Origin of the sequence: Rhodococcus globerulus (assembly GCF_019334125.1) — a bacterium.
GTDB lineage: Bacteria > Actinomycetota > Actinomycetes > Mycobacteriales > Mycobacteriaceae > Rhodococcus_F > Rhodococcus_F globerula.
Window position 1 is genome coordinate 5,864,575 of the sequence record NZ_CP079698.1, and the last position, 17,675, is coordinate 5,882,249.

A 17,675-nucleotide genomic window follows, 5' to 3' on the forward strand; every position below is an offset into this window, starting at 1 on the left:
TACCGGATTCCGCGGAGTGGTTGACGAGTCCACGGACACTATGCAAGCTCGAGGGCAGCCGCAACGGCAACGGGATCAACACCGATGGGCTCGACGTTCGGCATGCCCTTCAGAGCGGTATCGGGATCCTTGAGGCCGTTACCGGTCACGGTGCACACGACGGTCAGTCCGGGCTCCAGCCATCCTTCGGCGCGGGCTGCGAGGAGCCCGGCAACGCTCGCTGCCGACGCCGGCTCCACGAAAACGCCTTCGGTGGCAGCGATCAGACGGTAGGCCTCGAGGATCTTCTCGTCGGTTGCGGCGCGGAATGCGCCGTTCGACTCTTCCTTGGCCGCGACAGCGCCGTTCCAGGATGCGGGAGAACCGATCCGGATTGCGGTGGCGATGGTCTCGGGATCCTTGACGGGCGCACCGTTGACCAGCGGTGCGGCTCCGGCTGCCTGCACGCCGAGCATGCGGGGCCTGACCGTGGTCAGACCGTCCGCGTAGTACTCGGAGTATCCGCGCCAGTACGCCGTGATGTTTCCGGCGTTTCCGACCGGGAGTGCGTGAACGTCGGGAGCCTTGCCCAGGACGTCCATGATTTCGAATGCCGCGGTCTTCTGGCCTTCGATGCGTACCGGGTTCACAGAGTTGACGAGACCGATGGTCGGGAACTCCGCAGTGGTCTTGCGTGCCAGTTCGAGGCAGTCGTCGAAGTTGCCCTGGACCTGAATGATCTTGGCGCCGTGCATGACTGCCTGAGCGAGCTTGCCCATGGCGATCTTGCCCTGCGGGATCAGGACGGCGCAGGTCATTCCGGCCTTGGCGGCGTACGCGGCAGCCGAGGCAGAGGTGTTGCCGGTGGAGGCGCAGAGCACGGCGCGCTGGCCACGAGCGAGGGCGTCGGTGACGGCCATCGTCATGCCGCGGTCCTTGAACGAACCGGTGGGGTTGAGGCCCTCGACCTTGAGGTAGACGTCACAACCGGTGATTTCGGAGAGATGACCGGCCGGCAGGAGCGGGGTGCCGCCCTCACGCAAGGTGACGGTCTTCCAGTTGTCGCCGATTGCCAGACGATCCCGGTATGCCTCGATGAGTCCCGGCCAAGCTTTGTGGACGGGATTGACGATGCCGGTCATTGTTCAGTGCCTTCCAGTCGCAGCACGCTGGTCACAGCGGTGACGAATTCGAGTTCGTTGAGGGCCGCCACGGTTTCGGAGAGAGCCGCGTCGGTTGCTACATGAGTGACGACCACCAGTCGAGCGCCGGCGCCGGCACCTTCCTGACGGACGACGGAGATGCTCACGCCGTGCTTCGCAAACTCGGCGGCGACTGCGGACAGCACGCCTTCCTTGTCCGCCACCTCCATGTTCACGTAGTAGCGCGTGAGGATGTCGCCCATCGGAGCGACCTTGAGCTTGGCGTACTTGGATTCGCGGGGGCCGCGGCCACCGTGAACCTTGTTGCGCGCCGCCATCACGAGATCACCCATCACCGCGGAAGCGGTGGGAGCGCCGCCAGCACCCTGGCCGTAGAACATGAGCCGGCCGGCGTTTTCCGCTTCCACGACAACGGCATTGAATGCGCCGTTGACAGTGGCGAGCGGGTGAGTGAGCGGAACAAGCGCTGGGTAGACCCGCGCGGAGATCCGCTCCTTGCCCTTGGGCGTGACGATCCGCTCGCAGATCGAGAGCAGCTTGATCGTGCAGTCGAGTGCCTTCGCCGACGCCAGGTCCGCGGAGGTGATGGTGGAGATTCCTTCGCGGTACACGTCAGCGGCGGTGACGCGGGTGTGGAACGCGATGGACGCGAGGATCGCGGCCTTTGCTGCGGCGTCGTAGCCTTCGACGTCTGCGGTCGGATCGGCTTCCGCGTATCCGAGGCGGCCGGCTTCGGCGAGGGTTTCCTCGTAGTCCGCGCCCGTTTCGGCCATCGCGGAGAGGATGAAGTTGGTGGTGCCGTTCACGATTCCGGCAACCTTGTTGACCCGGTCGCCTGCGAGCGACTGCGTCAGCGGGCGGATGACCGGGATCGCGCCGGCGACAGCCGCCTCGAAGTACAGGTCGACCGAGTTCGCTTCGGCTGCCTCCGCCAATTCACCGGTGTGGTCCGCGAGCAACGCCTTGTTGGCGGTGACGACGGACTTGCCCGAATTGAGCGAGGAGAGGATCAGCTTTCGCGGCAGCTCGATTCCGCCGATCACCTCGACGACGATGTCCACGTCCTCGCGGGCGACGAGAGATTCTGCATCCGTCGTCTGCATGTCCTCGGGAATTCCGCGGTCGGAGCCGATACGACGAACGGCAACTCCCCGCAGTTCCAACGGAGCGCCGACGCGAGCTTCGAGCTCCTCGGCCTGCTCACGAATGATGCGGACGACTTCACTTCCGACGTTACCGAGGCCGAGAACGGCCACACCGATAGCGCGATGCGCCGATTGGCTCGTCACTGCGATACCTCCAAGCTGAGCAGATCTTCCACTGTTTCCCTCCGCAGAATCACGCGTGAAACTCCGTCACGCACCGCCACCACGGCTGGGCGGGTGAGCAGGTTGTACCTGCTCGACATCGAATAGCAGTATGCACCGGTCGCTGCTACCGCAAGTAAATCACCAGGTCCGACGTCCTCGGGCATCCAGGTGTCCCGAATGACGACGTCACCGGATTCACAGTGCTTTCCGACAACACGTGCAACAACAGGATCGGCCTCGGATGTACGTGAGACCAACTTGGCTTCGTACTCCGCACCGTAGAGCGATGTGCGGATGTTGTCGCTCATGCCGCCGTCGACGCTGATGTAGCGGCGTGTCAGTGCGCTGCCCACCGTGACGTCCTTGATGGTGCCGACCTCGTAGAGCGTCACCGTGCCTGGTCCGGCGATGGCGCGGCCGGGTTCGACGGCCAGTGTCGGCTCGGGCAGTCCGGCCAGTGCCGATTCGTTGCGCACGATGTGGCCGAGCTTGGCTGCGAGTTCGTCGACGGGCGGCGGGTCGTCGGACGGGATGTACGAAATTCCCATGCCGCCACCGAGGTCGATTATCGAGATCTGCTTGGTCTTCTCGACGCCGAACTCCGCGACGACGTCGCGAAGCAGCCCGATGACGCGATGGGCTGCCACCTCGAAGCCGTCGACGTCGAAGATCTGCGAGCCGATGTGGCTGTGCAGTCCGACGAGGCGCAGGTTGTCGGCGGCAAAGACGCGGCGCACTGCGTCGATTGCCGCTCCCCCGGCCAACGAGAATCCGAACTTCTGATCTTCGTGTGCGGTGGAGATGAATTCGTGGGTGTGCGCTTCGACGCCGACGGTCAGGCGGATCAGCACGTCCTGGACAACTCCGGCCTCACCGGCGACGCGGTTGAGGCGTTCGATCTCGACTGCAGAGTCGAGGACGACGTGACCGACACCGGCAGCAACACCGGCCGTCAGCTCGGCGACGGACTTGTTGTTGCCGTGCATGGCAATTCGCTCGGCCGGGAAATCGGCGTGCAGTGCGATTGCCAATTCGCCGCCGGAGCACACGTCGAGTGACAGACCTTCGTCGGCAACCCAGCGTGCGATCTCACCACACAGGAATGCCTTGGATGCGTAATGCACCTTGGCATCCGGGCCGAACGCTCGGGCCATGTCGCGGCAGCGTGAACGGAAGTCGTCTTCGTCGATGACAAACAGCGGGGTGCCGTACTTCTCGGCAAGCTCGCTGACCTTGACACCTGCCAGGGTTACTTCGCCGTCGTCGCCGCGAGCCGCGTTGCGCGGCCACACCTGCGGCGAGAGTTCACCGAAAGCCTCGGGACTGATGGGACGGTCGGGCAGACCGGGGGCCTGCAACTGCTCGGCATGCTTGGGGCCGGCGGGGTGCGCGTTCACATCTGCTCCGGTGCTGTGACGCCGAGCAGTTCGAGGCCGTTGGCCAGGACCTGCCTGGTGGCGGCGCAGAGTGCCAGACGCGCGCGGTGCACGTCGGTTGCGTCTTCGTCGCCTTGCGGAAGGATGCGGCACGCGCCGTAGAAGCGGTGGTACGCACCCGCGAGTTCTTCGAGGTAGCGAGCAATACGGTGGGGCTCACGCAGGTTCGCTGCACTGGACACGACGCGAGGGTATTCGCCGATCGTGCGAATGAGATCGCCCTCCTGCTCGACCGTGAGCAGGGCGAGGTGGCTCGCGTCGGCAGAAAGTCCGAGGTCTGCGGCGTTGCGGGCGATCGCGGAGAGGCGGGCATGCGCGTACTGGACGTAGTAGACCGGGTTCTCGCTGCTGGTCTTGGTCCACAGATCGAGGTCGATGTCGATGCTGGAGTCGACGGACGAGCGGATCATGACGTAACGCGACGCGTCGACGCCGATCGCTTCGACCAGGTCGTCGAGGGTGATGACGGTGCCTGCGCGCTTGCTCATCTTGACGGCGGAGCCGTCCTTGACGAGGTTGACCATCTGTCCGATCAGGACCTCGACGGTGTCCGGGTCGTCACCGAACGCGGCAGCGGCGGCCTTGAGCCGACCGATGTATCCGTGGTGATCGGCGCCGAGCATGTAGATGCACAGATCGAAGCCGCGGGCGCGCTTGTCCTGGAAGTAAGCAATGTCACCGGCAATGTAGGCAGCGTTGCCGTCGCTCTTGATGACAACGCGGTCCTTGTCGTCGCCGTAGTCGGTGCTCTTGAGCCACCAGGCACCGTCCTCGTGGAACAGGTTGCCCGAGCTTTTCAGGGACTCGACTGCCTTTTCGACTGCGCCGGATTCGAAGAGCGAGTTCTCGTGGAAGTACACGTCGAAGTCGACACCGAAGTCGTGGAGCGTCTGCTTGATGTGCGTGAACATCAGATCGACGCCGATGGCGCGGAAGGTTTCCTGCTGCTCGTCGGCAGGCAGGTCCATGACGTCCGGGCGCTGCTCCATGACGGTCCGAGCGATGTCGGCGATGTAGGCGCCGGCGTAGCCGTCCTCTGGTGCCGGTTCGCCCTTGGCCGCGGCGATCAGCGAACGCGAGAAGCGATCGATCTGCGCGCCGTGGTCGTTGAAGTAGTACTCACGTGTGACCAGGCCGCCCTGCGCGGACAGGATGCGTCCGAGCGCGTCTCCGACTGCGGCCCAACGGGTTCCACCGAGGTGAATCGGTCCGGTGGGGTTGGCGGAGACAAATTCGAGGTTGATCTTCTTGCCGGCGAGGGAATCGCCCGAGCCGTACGACGGACCGGCTTCGAGAACCGATACGACGATCGCGCCCTGGGCGTCCTTGTCCAGCCGGATGTTGAGGAAGCCAGGTCCGGCGATCTCGGCGGATTCGATTCCGTTGGCTGCGGTGAGGGCCTCGGCAAGCCAGCCCGCCAGCTCGCGCGGATTCGTGCCGACCTTCTTGGCTACCTGCATGGCAATGTTGGTGGCGTAGTCGCCGTGCTCGGGGTTGCGAGGACGCTCGACTGTCAAGGTTTCTGGGAGCACCGAGACGTCGAGGCCGCGTTCGGCTAGGACGCTCGCAGCGGTTCCGCGGAGCAGTTCGGCAAGGTCAGCTGGAGTCACAGGTATTCATCTTATTGCCTGCACACTCGAGGTGGAGACTCGCCTCGCGCCGGGCCGCCTGCGGGTAGGCTGACGACCGATTTGGGCGTGTCGCACGCCACTCTCCCAGATTGCCCTCAGACTCGGAAAGTACAGTGGTAATGCCCGAGCTACCGTCACGTACGTCCGACGGGAGGGTCTGCTGCATATTTGCCCACACACCGAAAGAGCCCAATCGATGCCAAGCGGTTCGGATAGTCGCGGTCCCAATAATAAATCCGGGGCCAAATCAGCCAAAGCCATCAAGGCTGCCAACAAGGGTGGCCGTCCGGCCAAGAAAGGCAAGGGAGGCGTTCCCGCCCCTCGCCAGATCCCGTGGCTGACGATCGGCGCCGGTGCGCTCGTGCTTGCACTGATTGCAGTGCTCGCCGTCAACTTGTGGCCGAAGGTCGAGGAGCAGCAGGCGCTGGAGCCCTATAAGTACAGCTCCGAGAACAAGGATCCGTCCGACAAGATCGACGGTGTCCTCAAGATCGAGTACCCGGCCGGTCAGCACGTCGAGGCCACGCAGCGCGTCGCCTACGACCAGACCCCGCCGTTCGGTGGACCGCACGACTCCACGTGGGCGAACTGCACCGGCACCGTGTACGCGGACCCGATCCGGACCGAGAACGCAGTCCACTCCCTCGAGCACGGCGCCATCTGGATCTCGTACAACCCCGATCTTGTCGACCAGGACCAGATCGACAGCTTGGCGACACGCGTCAACGGCAAGTCCTACATGCTGATGTCGCCGTACCCGGGCCAGAGCAGCCCCATCTCGCTCCAGTCGTGGGGCCATCGCCTCGAAGTCGACAACGCCGACGACGAGCGCATCGACCAGTTCATCACCGCGCTGAACCAGAACCCGAATACCTACCCCGAGGTCGGCGCCAGCTGCTCCAACCCGCTGTTCAGTCCGGAAACGTCACCGTTCGATCCCACCGCTCCGGGCCCCGACGCCGTTCCGATGGACGGCGCAGGCACCACGGCAGCTACCGACGAGCAGATTCCCGCGGGTGGATAACGTGCCAGACACCGACCAGCCGTCGAAGCCCAGTCAGCGCACCGCGCTGCTGATCATCGGGTTGATCGGCGCTATCGCAATCGGCTTCGCCCTTGGTGCGCTCACCAACATGTTGGGTCCAGACGCCGAGTCCTCACTGACTGTCCCGGCATCGGACTCCGTCGATGTGGGCTTTGCGCAGGACATGAGCGTGCATCACAGCCAGGCCGTCGACATGGCATCCATCGCGCTGACGAAGTCCACCGACAACGACGTACGCACGTTGGCCTACGACATCTTGACCACGCAGCAGAATCAGCTCGGCCAGATGCAGGCCTGGCTGACGATGTGGGACCAACCCCTCAGCAAGGTCGGCCCGTACATGGAGTGGATGTCGTCCGACTCGTCTGGGCACAGTTCGCACGGGACCTCGAGCACGATGGACATGGATCATTCGGGCCCGGTCGACACCATGCCGGGCATGGCGTCACCCGAGGACCTGGCCGCACTGCGCGCCGCGTCCGGCACCGAACTCGACGTCCTGTTCCTGCAGCTGATGTTGCGTCACCACGAGGGCGGACTCCCGATGATGGAGTACGCCGCAGCCGATGCCACCGAGGGCCCGGTGCGGTCCCTGGCACAGACGATGGTCGACACGCAGCAAAGCGAGTCCGCACTGATGACCAGCATGCTGGCCGCGCGCGGAGCCGCTCCACTGCCGATGAATTAATCCGGCTCTTTTCCAGACCCGAACTGGGCCTGGTCCTGATCTACTTCAGGACCAGGTCCAGTTTTCTATTTCCGGCATGTCCTCGAGGTGTTCGACGATGTAGCGGGAATGCTTCTCCAGCTGCGACCGACAGAATTCGGCCAGCTCCGGAGATCCGGCCGTTCGCCGCTTCGAGCGTCGTAGTGCCTCGATCACCAGGTGGTAGCGGCTCATCTTGTTGAGCACGACCATGTCGAACGGTGTTGTGGTGGTTCCTTGTTCACTGAATCCCCGAACGTGGAAACGCTCCGGCGACGGCCGCCCGTGCATGAGCTCGTGAATTGCGCGGGAGTAGCCGTGGAACGCGAACACGACGTCGGTCTGCGCGGTGAACAGATCGAGGAAGATTCGCTCACCGAATCCGTGTGGGTGCTCGGTCGGCGTCAGCAACGCCATGAGGTCGACGACGTTGACCACCCGCACCCGTAGGTCCGGAGTGTGCTCTCGGAGCAGTTGGGCGGCGGCCAGAATTTCTTGTGTCGGAACGTCTCCCGCTGCCGCGAGCACAACATCCGGCTCTTCGCCGTGAACTTCCGTTCCCGCCCACTCCCACACCGAAGCACCGGCAGCGCAGTGCGCGTGCGCCTGCTCGAGCGTGAGGTACTGCAGATGTGGCTGCTTGTCGACGACGATCAGATTCACGTGATCAGTGCTGCGCAGGCAGTGATCCGAAATCGACAGCAGCGTGTTGGAGTCCGGCGGCAGCCACACACGGATAACACTGGGCGCCAAAGGAATCACGGCGTCGATCATTCCCGGGCCCTGATGACTGAAACCGTTGTGATCGTTACGCCAACACGTACTTGTGAGCAGTACGTTGAGCGACGCCACTGGAGCGCGCCACGGCAATTCGACTGCATGTTGGAGCCATTTGGCGTGCTGGATGAGCATCGAGACGCTCACCATCGCAAAGGCCTCGTAGCTGGCGAACATTCCGTGCCGGCCGGACAACAGATAGCCTTCGAGCCAACCCTCACACAGGTGCTCGCTGAGCACTTCCATGACTCGTCCGTCTGTGGAGAGTCCGTCGTCGAATTCGGTGATCGGCAATTGCCAACAGCGCTCGGTTGTCTCGAAGACGGCGCCGAGTCGGTTACTCGACGTCTCGTCCGGACAGAAGAGTCGGAAGATTCCGCCGCCGTCGTCGGTTTCGGTGGCGGCGTAGACGTCTCGGAGCAATTCCCCGAGCACCCTGGTGGTCTCGTGGAACGTCGAACCCGGCGATTCGATGGGGAGCGCGTACTTCTCGAGGGCCGGCACGGGAAGGTCGACGCGCAGGCGCCCACCGTTGGCGTACGGCGTGCTGCCCATCCGCTTGTCGCCGGCAGGGGCCAACGCGGCCAGGTCTGGTCGCAATGATCCGTTTGCGTCGAACAACTCGTCCGGCCGGTAGGAACGCATCCATTCTTCGAGTTGGCGCAGATGCGCTTCGTTGGTGCGCACTCCCGACAGCGGCACTTGATGCGCCCAGTGGGTACCTTCCACCAATTTCCCGTCAACCGTGTGCGGCCCTGTCCACCCCTTGGGCGTGCGCAGGACAATCGCCGGCCATTTACCCGACCACTCCTCGCCGCCGCGCGCCTTCGCCTGCCGGTCACGAATCGTGTTGTGAGCATTGACTATTGCTCGGTACAACTGCGGGAAGACCGCACCGGGATCATCTCCGGACACAACAACGGGTTCCCACCCCTGACCGCTGAGAAACGCCTTGACATCCTCGTCGCTGCTGCGCCCGTACACCGTCGGTCCCGCAATCTTGGCGCCGTTGACGTGCAGGATCGGCAGCACCGCTCCATCGCGACGCGGATTGAGGAAGGCCGGGAGTTTCCACGATCCCGACAACGGACCCGTTTCCGCCTCACCGTCACCGATGACACATGCCACCAACAAGTCCGGATGGTCGAACGCGGCGCCCGCCGCGTGTGCGAGCGCGTACCCCAACTCGCCACCTTCGTGAATGCTGCCGGGAGTCTGCACGCTGACGTGACTCGGCACACCGCCAGGAGCCGAGAACCGTCGGCACATCCGATGAATGCCCTCACCGTCCGCCGGTACGTCGGGATAGATCTCCGAGTACGTCCCTTCCAGGTACGTCGACGCGACCAATGCCGGTCCGCCGTGTCCGGGCCCCGTCACGTACAGCCAATCCGCGTCGGTGGCAACGATGTGCCGATTCAGCAACGTGTAGATCATCGACAAACCCGGACTGGTTCCCCAATGCCCGAGCAGTCGGGGTTTGATGTGCTTCGCTTGCAACGGTTCTCGCAGCAAAGTGTTGTCCTGCAGGTAAATCTGCGCGACGGTCAGATAGTTCGCGGCTGCCCACCACTGCAGGTCCAGCTCGAGATCGTCGTCGGAATACTGATGATCGGTCATCGTCGACTCCCGTACTTCACGAGGGTGCCCGAGCGGTCCGCCCGAACCTGTGCCCAGAGGCGAGCCTAGGTGCAAACCGCACGGATGTCTTAGTTACCGACGCTCGACGCATTCTTATGTGGGGCCGGTTTGACCACAGGCGGGTGTGATGCGCTACGCTAACGCAGCCCAAGTCGGCACACCGATTTTTATCGGTGCGCCCCCGTAGCTCAGGGGATAGAGCGTTCGCCTCCGGAGCGAAAGGCCGCAGGTTCGAATCCTGCCGGGGGCACCACGACAGCGCAGGTTTTCTTACCGGCTGCGCGTCTCGGTGCCACATTTTTCGGGCCTCATTTCTCAGCGACTACCGTTGGCAGCATGCCGCGCCGCGATTCTGCCCCGACCTACACGATGCGTCAGCTTGCCGCGTTTGTGGCGGTAGCAGAGACCGGAACCATCACCGCTGCCGCCGATCTCATGCACCTCTCCCCCTCGGCACTGTCAGCGTCCATCACCGAACTCGAACGCGCCCTGAAAGTTCAACTGTGCGTTCGTCGTCGATCATTCGGCGTTCAACTCACTCGCACCGGCGAATCCGTTCTGGTGCGCGCACGCGCCCTCCTGCAACAGGCCGACGAACTCGAGTCCGACGCACTCGGAACTGCCGGCACCGTTTCCGGGCCCATTGCGATCGGGTGCTACCCAGCATTGGGGCCGACAATTCTGCCGTCGATGATCGCCGGCTTCACACGCACCTACCCGGCAACACAGGTGGAGTTTCGCGAGGACAACCAGAACCGACTGCAGACCCATCTGGAAAACGGCGAGTTGGATCTTGCGATCGCGTACGACCTGGATCTCTCGTCGGAACTGCGCACGATTCCGTTGACCACCCGACAACCTCTGATCGTCTTGGGCGCCGAGCACCCGTTGGCGCAATCGGAGAACCCCATTCATCTCCCTGATCTCGCCAAGTTTCCGATGGTCCTCCTCAACGCGCCACCGAGCACCAAACACGCACTCGACGTGTGTCGCCTCGGCGGGTTCGTCCCGGACGTTGCCTACCGAACCGGGAACTTCGAGACGGCGCGAGCCTTTGTCGGGCGCGGTCTCGGCTGGACGCTCCTGCTCCAACGCCCGAAGATGGACATTACGTACGAGGGCCTCGAGGTAGTCGTGAAAACGATCGGATCGCCCGCAGTTCCTTCGGTGGACGTAGTGCTCGCCTGGCACCAGGACGCACGCCTCAGTCGAGTGGCACGAAGTTTTATAGAATTCGTTTCACAGCAGGATGATCGGCAATAACGACCCGACCAGGACAAATCTCTCCTTCCATCATTTTTCCGTGGAAGAACCTCCAATTCTTTAGCTTTTCAAGTGTTGTGGCGCGCGTCATTGTGTCTTCAAGCGATATTCATGTCGAAAGGCAATTCATGACCTCCACCGCCACGCCGCATACGGTGCGCGCTGCCGCGAGCGCCAAAGCGCGCAAAGCCGCCCTCGGCAGCTTTGTCGGCACCGCCATCGAGTGGTACGACTTCTTCATCTACGGCACCGCTGCGGCGCTTGTACTCGGCACGCAGTTCTTCCCCGGCACGTCCGAACTCGCCGGAACCTTGGCCGCCTTCGCGACACTCGCCGTAGGATTCATCGCGCGCCCCATCGGCGGAATCGTGATGGGACATTTCGGCGACCGCATCGGACGCAAGTCCATGCTCGTACTCTCGCTGCTCCTGATGGGCGGCGCGACCGTTGCCATCGGCCTGCTGCCGAATTACGACTCGATCGGTGTCTTTGCGCCCGTCCTCCTCGTGACATTCCGCTTCATCCAGGGCCTGGGCGTCGGCGGCGAATGGGGTGGAGCAGTCCTGGTTGCGACCGAAAATGCACCAGAAGGCAAGAAGGGCCTCTACGGCGCGGCGCCGCAGATCGGCGTGCCGGCCGGTGTGCTGATGGCCAACCTCGTGTACCTGCCGCTCGCCGCGTTCATGGACGACAGCACCTTCAACTCCTGGGGTTGGCGAATTCCATTCCTGCTCAGCGCTGTTCTGGTGGGCGTCGCGATGTGGATTCGACTCGGACTCGAGGAAAGTGACGAGTTCACCGCGTCCAAGGACGACGCTCCTGCCGAGACACTGCCGATCCTCGAGGTGCTGACCAAGCACTGGAAGACCGTGCTGCTCGCCGGTGGCACCTTCATCGCCACCAACGGAATCGCGTACGCGTACATGGTGTACGTCCTCAAGTACGGCGAGAAGGAACTCGGATTCAGCAAGACCACGATGCTGTTCCTGCTCATCGCATCCTGCCCCTTCTGGATGGCCGGAATGGCATTCAGCGCGCACAAGTCGGACTCGATCGGACGCCGAACCGTCTACATCCGTAGCTCCATCGCGTTGGTCGTCGCCGCGGCAGCATTCTTCCCGCTCATGGACACCGCAATCATCCCGGCGATGTTGTTTGCCATGATCGGCCTTGGCTTCACGCTCGGCTGCTGCGCCGGCCCACAATCCGCGCTGTTCGCCGAACTGTTCCCCGCCCACATCCGCTACAGCGGAGCGTCGCTCGGCTACCAGATCGGTGCCATCCTCGGCGGCGGCCTGGCCCCGATGATCGCCACCGCACTCTTTGCCGGATTCGGCACGTCGCTCGCCATCACCGTCTACTTCGTGGGAATCGCCGTGATCAGCCTCGTCTCGATCCTGTTGCTCCCCGAACCTTCTGCCGCACAGAAAGCCTCGTGATCATGTCGACTTACTTTCATCCGAAGAAGTACGCTGCCGAGGATTTTGCGTCCCTGACTCCGTCGGCCGACGCGCTTCCGGTAGTGATCGTCGGCGCCGGCCCCGTCGGCATGGGCGTTGCCATGGGCTTGGCCCAGCGCGGCATTCCCGTCACAATTCTCGAAGCGGCAGATCAGGTTTCGTTCGGCAGCCGCGCGATCTGCGTGTCCCGGCACAGCCTCGAAGTTGCCGAGCGTCTCGGCTTCGGCGCCGAACTCGAAGACATCGTTCTGCCGTGGGTGGGTGGCCGGAGCTACTACCGTGATCAGGAAGTGCTGCACTTCCGCATGGCCTCCGCCGATCACGATGCGCGCGGCCCCATGGTCAACGTGTCGCAATCCGAGTTCGAGCAGATCATGACGGACAAGCTGCTGGCTCACCCCTTGGTGAACTTCCACTGGTCGTCGTCGATCGCGGGCATCGCGGCCGGCGACGACGAGGTGACGTTGACCGTCGACACCGCGTTCGGAACTCGCGAACTGCGTGCCGCCTGGGTCGTTGCCGCCGACGGTGGCCGTAGCAAGATGCGCGAACTCAGTGGAATCCGCCTGCAGGGCAACAGCTACGAGGGCAACTACGTCATCGCGGACATTCATTGGGAATCGGAACTACCGGCCGAGCGTCTGGTGTGGTTCGACGCGCCGAGCAACCCGGGTTCCACGATCATCATGCACCGCCAGCCGCGTGACATCTGGCGCATCGACTACCAACTCGACGCGTCGGACAATCCCGAAGCGGAGACGCAGGAAGATCGCATCCGCGACCGCATCACGCGCCACCTCGAATGGCTGCAGAGCGACATCCCGTGGACCCTCGAGTGGTTCGGTTTCTACCGCGCTCATGCACTGGCCTTGGAAGATTTCACGCACGGCCGCGTGCTGTTTGCCGGCGACGCAGCGCATCTCGTCCCTATCTTCGGTGTTCGTGGCCTAAACTCCGGCATGGAAGACGCCGAAACCCTGGTGTGGCAGTTGGCCTCCGTCATCAACGGAGCGTCCGATACCGCCATCCTCGACGCGTATTCGACGGAACGTCGCAGCGCGTGGCAGCAGAACGTCGACAATGCAGGCAAGTCGACGCTCATCATGTCCCCGGGTAGCCACGGACACCGAACCACTCGCGACGCGGTGCTCGAACTCGCCACCACTCGAGGCGAATTCGCGCACCTGATCAATCCGCGCCAGTCGAGCGCAACACACGCCCACCTCTCACCGCTGACGTGGCCCACCGCTCCGGGCACCGAAGGAGTACTGCCCGGCGATCCACTCGAAGACAGGATCGTCGAGGTCTCGGCGGGCGGCTCGGAAACCTCCTTGAATCGTTTGCGCGGTACGGGATTCGGTGTGCTGGCCTTCGGCCTGTCGGCTGAATTGGCTTCCGAACTCGCCGCGCAGGCCGATGTTCTTGCTCGCGCACTTGCACCGGAAACCGTGCGGGTAATCACCGTGGGCGGTGCCGATGCCACGGTCGACGACGCTAGCGGCGACCTCGCGGCTGCACTCGGTGCTCGCGTCGGCGAGATCTTCGTGATCCGCCCCGACGGCTTGGTGCTGTGCCGGATCAGCGATCCCGCACAATTGGGCGATGTAGCCAAGCATCTCACCGCCGGAACTGCACCGACCCACTTCGACGCGGCAGTGTCCGTGACAGCTGCAGCGGTCGGAGACGATGCCCGTCGTGAGCACGTGTGGTTGGCACTCTCCAACGCACTCGATCAGGCCGAGCCGGCTGATCGCGAAGGCATGTTGGTGCGCCTGGCCATGATCCTCGGCTCGCAAGCGAGCACTGCCGACTTCGACAGTGCTGTTGGGTCCGCTTCGCGTTAGTCACGATCGAAAATAGTTCAGCCGCGCAGGAGAATTCCTGCGCGGCTGAACTTTTTTACTAGGAGACGGGCGTCAACTCCTTCTCCGCATCGGCGCGCCTGCCACGCACCGATCTTCCCCGTACCAAGGGCGAAACGGTGATGGCCAAGCCCACCAGCGCAACGCCGGTAACCAGGATCAGTCCGGGATGGAACTGTTGAAACCCGGCAGTCCCCGCGCCAGTCGCGGTATGCGAGCCAGCGGTGACCAGAGCCGTCGTCAGTGCCAGCACAAGGGCCGCACCGACCTGAGCCGACGTGTTCACCAGACCCGAGGCCAAACCTTGCTCCGAGTCGTCGACGCCAGAGGTTGCCTGAGCCATGATCGAGGTGTAGCCCAAGGCAAATCCAAGGCCGAGCAGAATGACGCTGGGCAGAATTGCCACAACGTATGACGGTGAATCACTCCCGGCAAACAGGAACCAGAGGTACCCGACGCTCAGCGACGTCAGTGCCGCGATGATGAGTCTGGCACTGCCGTACAGGTCGACCAACCGTCCGACAAACGGCGAACCGAAGGCAACGATGATGCCGGCGGGGAGCAGTGCCATTGCCATCTTCAGGGGCGACCAGCCGAGGGCGGACTGCAGGAAGATCGTCATCATGAACTGGAAGCTCAGATAGGACCCGAAGAGCGCGATGATGGCGAGATTCGCGCGGACGATGCTGCCGACGCGCAGAAGTCCAAGGCGCACAAGCGGATGTGCCACCTTCTTCTCCACGACAAAGAACGTCGCCAAGAGTACCGCTGCCACGGCAAACGACCCCAAGGTCATCGGGTGCGCCCAACCACGAGTCGGGGCCGAGACCATCGTGTAGACCGTGAGCAGCATTCCCGTCACCAACGTGACGGCGCCAACCAGGTCGTGTCCGCCGTTGTCCGCGGGACGGTCCCGCGGAATGAGGAAGTACCCACCGATCAGCGCGATGACAGCGAAGGGCACCGGCATCAGGAACGTGAATCTCCAACCGGCGCTGGTCAACAGCCCGCCGAGAATCAGTCCGGACGAGTAGCCGCTGGCACCGAATACCGAGAACACGGACAGCGCCCGGTTACGTGCCGGACCTTCTTTGAACGTCGTGGTGAGGATGGACATCGCGGTCGGAGCGGTGAACGCGGCAGCGAGCCCCTTCACGAATCGTGATGCGATCAGCAGTGTTCCGTTGTCGACGAGGCCACCGACCAGCGAGGCGATTGCGAACACGGTGAGAGCGATCAGGAAGACCTTCCTACGCCCGAGGAGGTCGGCGGTGCGTCCACCCAGTAGCAGCAGTCCGCCGAATCCGAGGACGTAGCCGTTGATGATCCACTGCAGCGAAGTAGTGGACAGGCCCAGTTCATCGCCGATGGACGGTAGAGCGACGCCCACCATCGACACATCGAGACCGTCGAGGAACAACACGAGGCAGAGCACCGCGAGGATGCCCCACAGCTTGAGGGACCAACCCTCCCCTGTGGCCGGATCCGTGGATTCCGTAGAACCCGGGGATTCCGGCGAATCGAATGGTTTGAGTGTCGAGTCTGTGCAAGTCACGTCAGCGAGAATAGATGCACATGCACTTAATGCACAAGCATTTAATGCAATTGCACGTAATCGAGTCTTCAACTAGAATGCGGTCGTGACGTCGGAATCCGAATTGCGCAACACCTGGCGCTCGCTGTCGACCAGCTACAACGACATCGCATGCGAACTCGACCGCCAGATGCAGTCTGCGCATGGCCTGAGCATGAGCGACTTCGAGGCTCTCGACCGACTCATGGACACCTCGTGTGAGCGTCCACGGATGCAGGATCTGGCCTCGGAGATGTACCTGAGTCCCAGTGCGCTCTCCCGCAGCGTCGCCCGTCTCGAGAAGGCCGGACTGGTTCAGCGAGCACTGTGCGAGGCCGACCGGCGCGGAGTCTTCATCGACGTCACCGACAAAGGGCGCGATGTCCACTCGGATGCCAGCAAAATTCAACTGGCCGTGCTGAATTCACACCTGCGCGCGCAATAGCCCTTACTCACTCGAACGTACCGTCGCATGCCCGAACCCCGGGCGATCAACGAACCCGGCTAGACTGGCCTGGTACCGACGCGCTTTTCTGACGCCGTCGGCGATCGACAGCAGCGCACCCAGCACGCCCTCAGGCGGTCCTGGTCCAGGCATTCTGCCAGCGTTCCTGCGGCTTCTGCTCTTCCCTCAGGCTCCTGCCTGACATCTCTACCTGCTCCTATCGAGAGATACACAATTGAACAACGTACGCACCCTTGGAGTCATCGGACAGTCGAGCAAACCGGCAGAACGCCGGTTGCCGATCCACCCTGCCCATTTCGATCGGATCGACGCTGAACTTCGCTCGCGCATCTACCTCGAAGAGGGCTACGGCCATGCCTTCGGGTACTCAGACGACACCCTCTCGGGCCTGGTGGCCGGAATCCGCACGCGCAAGGAAATTTTGGCGGAAACCGATGTGGTTCTCCTCCCGAAACCGTTGGCGGCAGACCTCGCCGAACTCCGCACCGGCCAGGTGCTCTGGGGCTGGCCGCACTGCGTGCAGGACACCGAACTGACCCAGATCGCGATCGACAAGAAGCTGACTCTCATCGCTTTCGAGGCCATGAACCACTGGCACAGCGACGGATCCTTCAATTTGCATGTCTTCCACAAGAATAACGAGTTGGCGGGCTACAGCTCGGTTCTCCATGCCTTGCAGTTGATCGGTTCCACCGGCGACTACGGGCGACGCCTCACCGCTGCCGTCATCGGTTTCGGTGCCACCGCCCGCGGCGCCGTCACGGCACTCAAGGCGCATGGTATCCATGAAGTCGACGTGCTGACCCAACGCGGCGTCACCGCCGTCAGCTCCCCCATCCACTCGGCTCGGATGGTCTCTTTCGACAACAACAACGGTGATGTTCGCGGCAGTCACGTGATGATCGACAATCACAGCGTGCCGGTTCCCGGCTTCCTCGCCGAGCACGACATCGTCGTCAATTGTGTACTGCAGAACACGGATACACCGCTGACGTTCCTCACCGAGGAAGACCTCGTGAACTTTCAGCCCGGCAGCCTCATCGTCGACGTCTCATGCGACGAAGGAATGGGATTCAGCTGGGCTCGCCCCACCTCGTTCGCGGAGCCGACCTTCATCGTCGGTGACAACATCACCTACTACGGCGTCGATCACAGCCCGTCGTACCTGTGGAACTCCGCATCGTGGGAGATCAGCGAATCACTTCTCCCCTACCTACCTGCCGTCATGGCGGGCGAGACGGCGTGGAAAGCAGACGAGACCTTGGAGCGGGCCATCGAAATCCGTGACGGCGTCATCGTGAATCCGGCCATCACCCGATTCCAGCACCGCTCACCGGACTACCCACACCCGATTCTGGCGTAG

General features: G+C 63.1%; 13 protein-coding genes and 1 tRNA gene. 8 read left to right on the top strand and 6 right to left on the bottom strand.

What is annotated here, in order from left to right:
• Positions 1-38: 38 nt before the first annotated feature.
• From thrC to argS, 4 genes are read right to left on the bottom strand one after another with little or no spacing between them, the layout of a single operon-like run.
• Positions 39-1,121 (bottom strand): threonine synthase, encoded by a 1,083-nt coding sequence (gene thrC / locus KYT97_RS26785; RefSeq protein WP_033236095.1) that lies wholly within the window; start codon positions 1,119-1,121, stop codon positions 39-41.
• Complete coding sequence (locus tag KYT97_RS26790) at positions 1,118-2,431, bottom strand: homoserine dehydrogenase (protein WP_033236094.1); 1,314 nt, start codon at positions 2,429-2,431, stop codon at positions 1,118-1,120. Before KYT97_RS26790 ends, thrC begins: the two co-directional genes overlap by 4 nt.
• On the bottom strand, positions 2,428-3,849 hold the full coding sequence (gene lysA, locus KYT97_RS26795; RefSeq protein ID WP_219111112.1) for a diaminopimelate decarboxylase: 1,422 nt from the start codon (positions 3,847-3,849) through the stop codon (positions 2,428-2,430). The genes KYT97_RS26790 and lysA overlap by 4 nt, the downstream gene beginning before the upstream one ends.
• Entirely contained in the window at positions 3,846-5,498 is a 1,653-nt protein-coding gene (argS, locus tag KYT97_RS26800) for an arginine--tRNA ligase (protein WP_045071326.1), read from the bottom strand. Before argS ends, lysA begins: the two co-directional genes overlap by 4 nt.
• Before the next feature lie 217 nt (positions 5,499-5,715).
• On the opposite strand from argS, the gene KYT97_RS26805 reads away from it, so the two are divergent.
• Both KYT97_RS26805 and KYT97_RS26810 read left to right on the top strand, forming a co-directional pair.
• Positions 5,716-6,543, top strand: coding sequence for a thioredoxin-like domain-containing protein (locus tag KYT97_RS26805; RefSeq protein WP_045071329.1), 828 nt, complete (start codon positions 5,716-5,718; stop codon positions 6,541-6,543).
• A 1-nt stretch (position 6,544) separates the two neighbouring features.
• Positions 6,545-7,252, top strand: coding sequence for a DUF305 domain-containing protein (locus KYT97_RS26810; RefSeq protein ID WP_372472295.1), 708 nt, complete (start codon positions 6,545-6,547; stop codon positions 7,250-7,252).
• A 45-nt stretch (positions 7,253-7,297) separates the two neighbouring features.
• On the opposite strand, the gene KYT97_RS26815 is transcribed toward KYT97_RS26810, so the two are convergent.
• The gene (locus KYT97_RS26815) at positions 7,298-9,667 is read right to left on the bottom strand and encodes a phosphoketolase family protein (RefSeq protein WP_219111115.1); all 2,370 of its coding nucleotides are present in this window, start codon (positions 9,665-9,667) and stop codon (positions 7,298-7,300) included.
• 198 nt (positions 9,668-9,865) lie between these two features.
• Between KYT97_RS26815 and KYT97_RS26820 the strand changes: the two genes are divergently transcribed.
• The 4 genes from KYT97_RS26820 to KYT97_RS26835 all read left to right on the top strand — a co-directional run bounded on the left by KYT97_RS26820 (position 9,866) and on the right by KYT97_RS26835 (position 14,255).
• A tRNA-Arg gene (locus tag KYT97_RS26820) sits at positions 9,866-9,941 on the top strand.
• A gap of 83 nt (positions 9,942-10,024) precedes the next feature.
• Positions 10,025-10,951 carry a LysR substrate-binding domain-containing protein gene (locus KYT97_RS26825; protein WP_033236088.1) on the top strand — a complete coding sequence of 309 codons (927 nt, stop codon included), beginning with the start codon at positions 10,025-10,027 and terminating at the stop codon, positions 10,949-10,951.
• Positions 10,952-11,079: 128 nt separating this feature from the next.
• Positions 11,080-12,390 (top strand): MFS transporter, encoded by a 1,311-nt coding sequence (locus KYT97_RS26830; protein ID WP_033236087.1) that lies wholly within the window; start codon positions 11,080-11,082, stop codon positions 12,388-12,390.
• A 2-nt stretch (positions 12,391-12,392) separates the two neighbouring features.
• Complete coding sequence (locus tag KYT97_RS26835) at positions 12,393-14,255, top strand: FAD-dependent monooxygenase (protein WP_219111118.1); 1,863 nt, start codon at positions 12,393-12,395, stop codon at positions 14,253-14,255.
• Positions 14,256-14,313: 58 nt separating this feature from the next.
• Here the strand turns inward: KYT97_RS26835 and KYT97_RS26840 are convergent, their stop codons facing one another.
• A complete protein-coding gene (locus KYT97_RS26840; protein WP_219111121.1) occupies positions 14,314-15,828 on the bottom strand; it encodes an MFS transporter in 1,515 nt (504 codons plus the stop codon).
• 85 nt (positions 15,829-15,913) lie between these two features.
• On the opposite strand from KYT97_RS26840, the gene KYT97_RS26845 reads away from it, so the two are divergent.
• Both KYT97_RS26845 and KYT97_RS26850 read left to right on the top strand, forming a co-directional pair.
• A complete protein-coding gene (locus tag KYT97_RS26845) occupies positions 15,914-16,291 on the top strand; it encodes a MarR family winged helix-turn-helix transcriptional regulator (RefSeq protein WP_092807575.1) in 378 nt (125 codons plus the stop codon).
• A 235-nt stretch (positions 16,292-16,526) separates the two neighbouring features.
• On the top strand, positions 16,527-17,675 hold the full coding sequence (locus KYT97_RS26850) for a N(5)-(carboxyethyl)ornithine synthase (protein WP_095888641.1): 1,149 nt from the start codon (positions 16,527-16,529) through the stop codon (positions 17,673-17,675).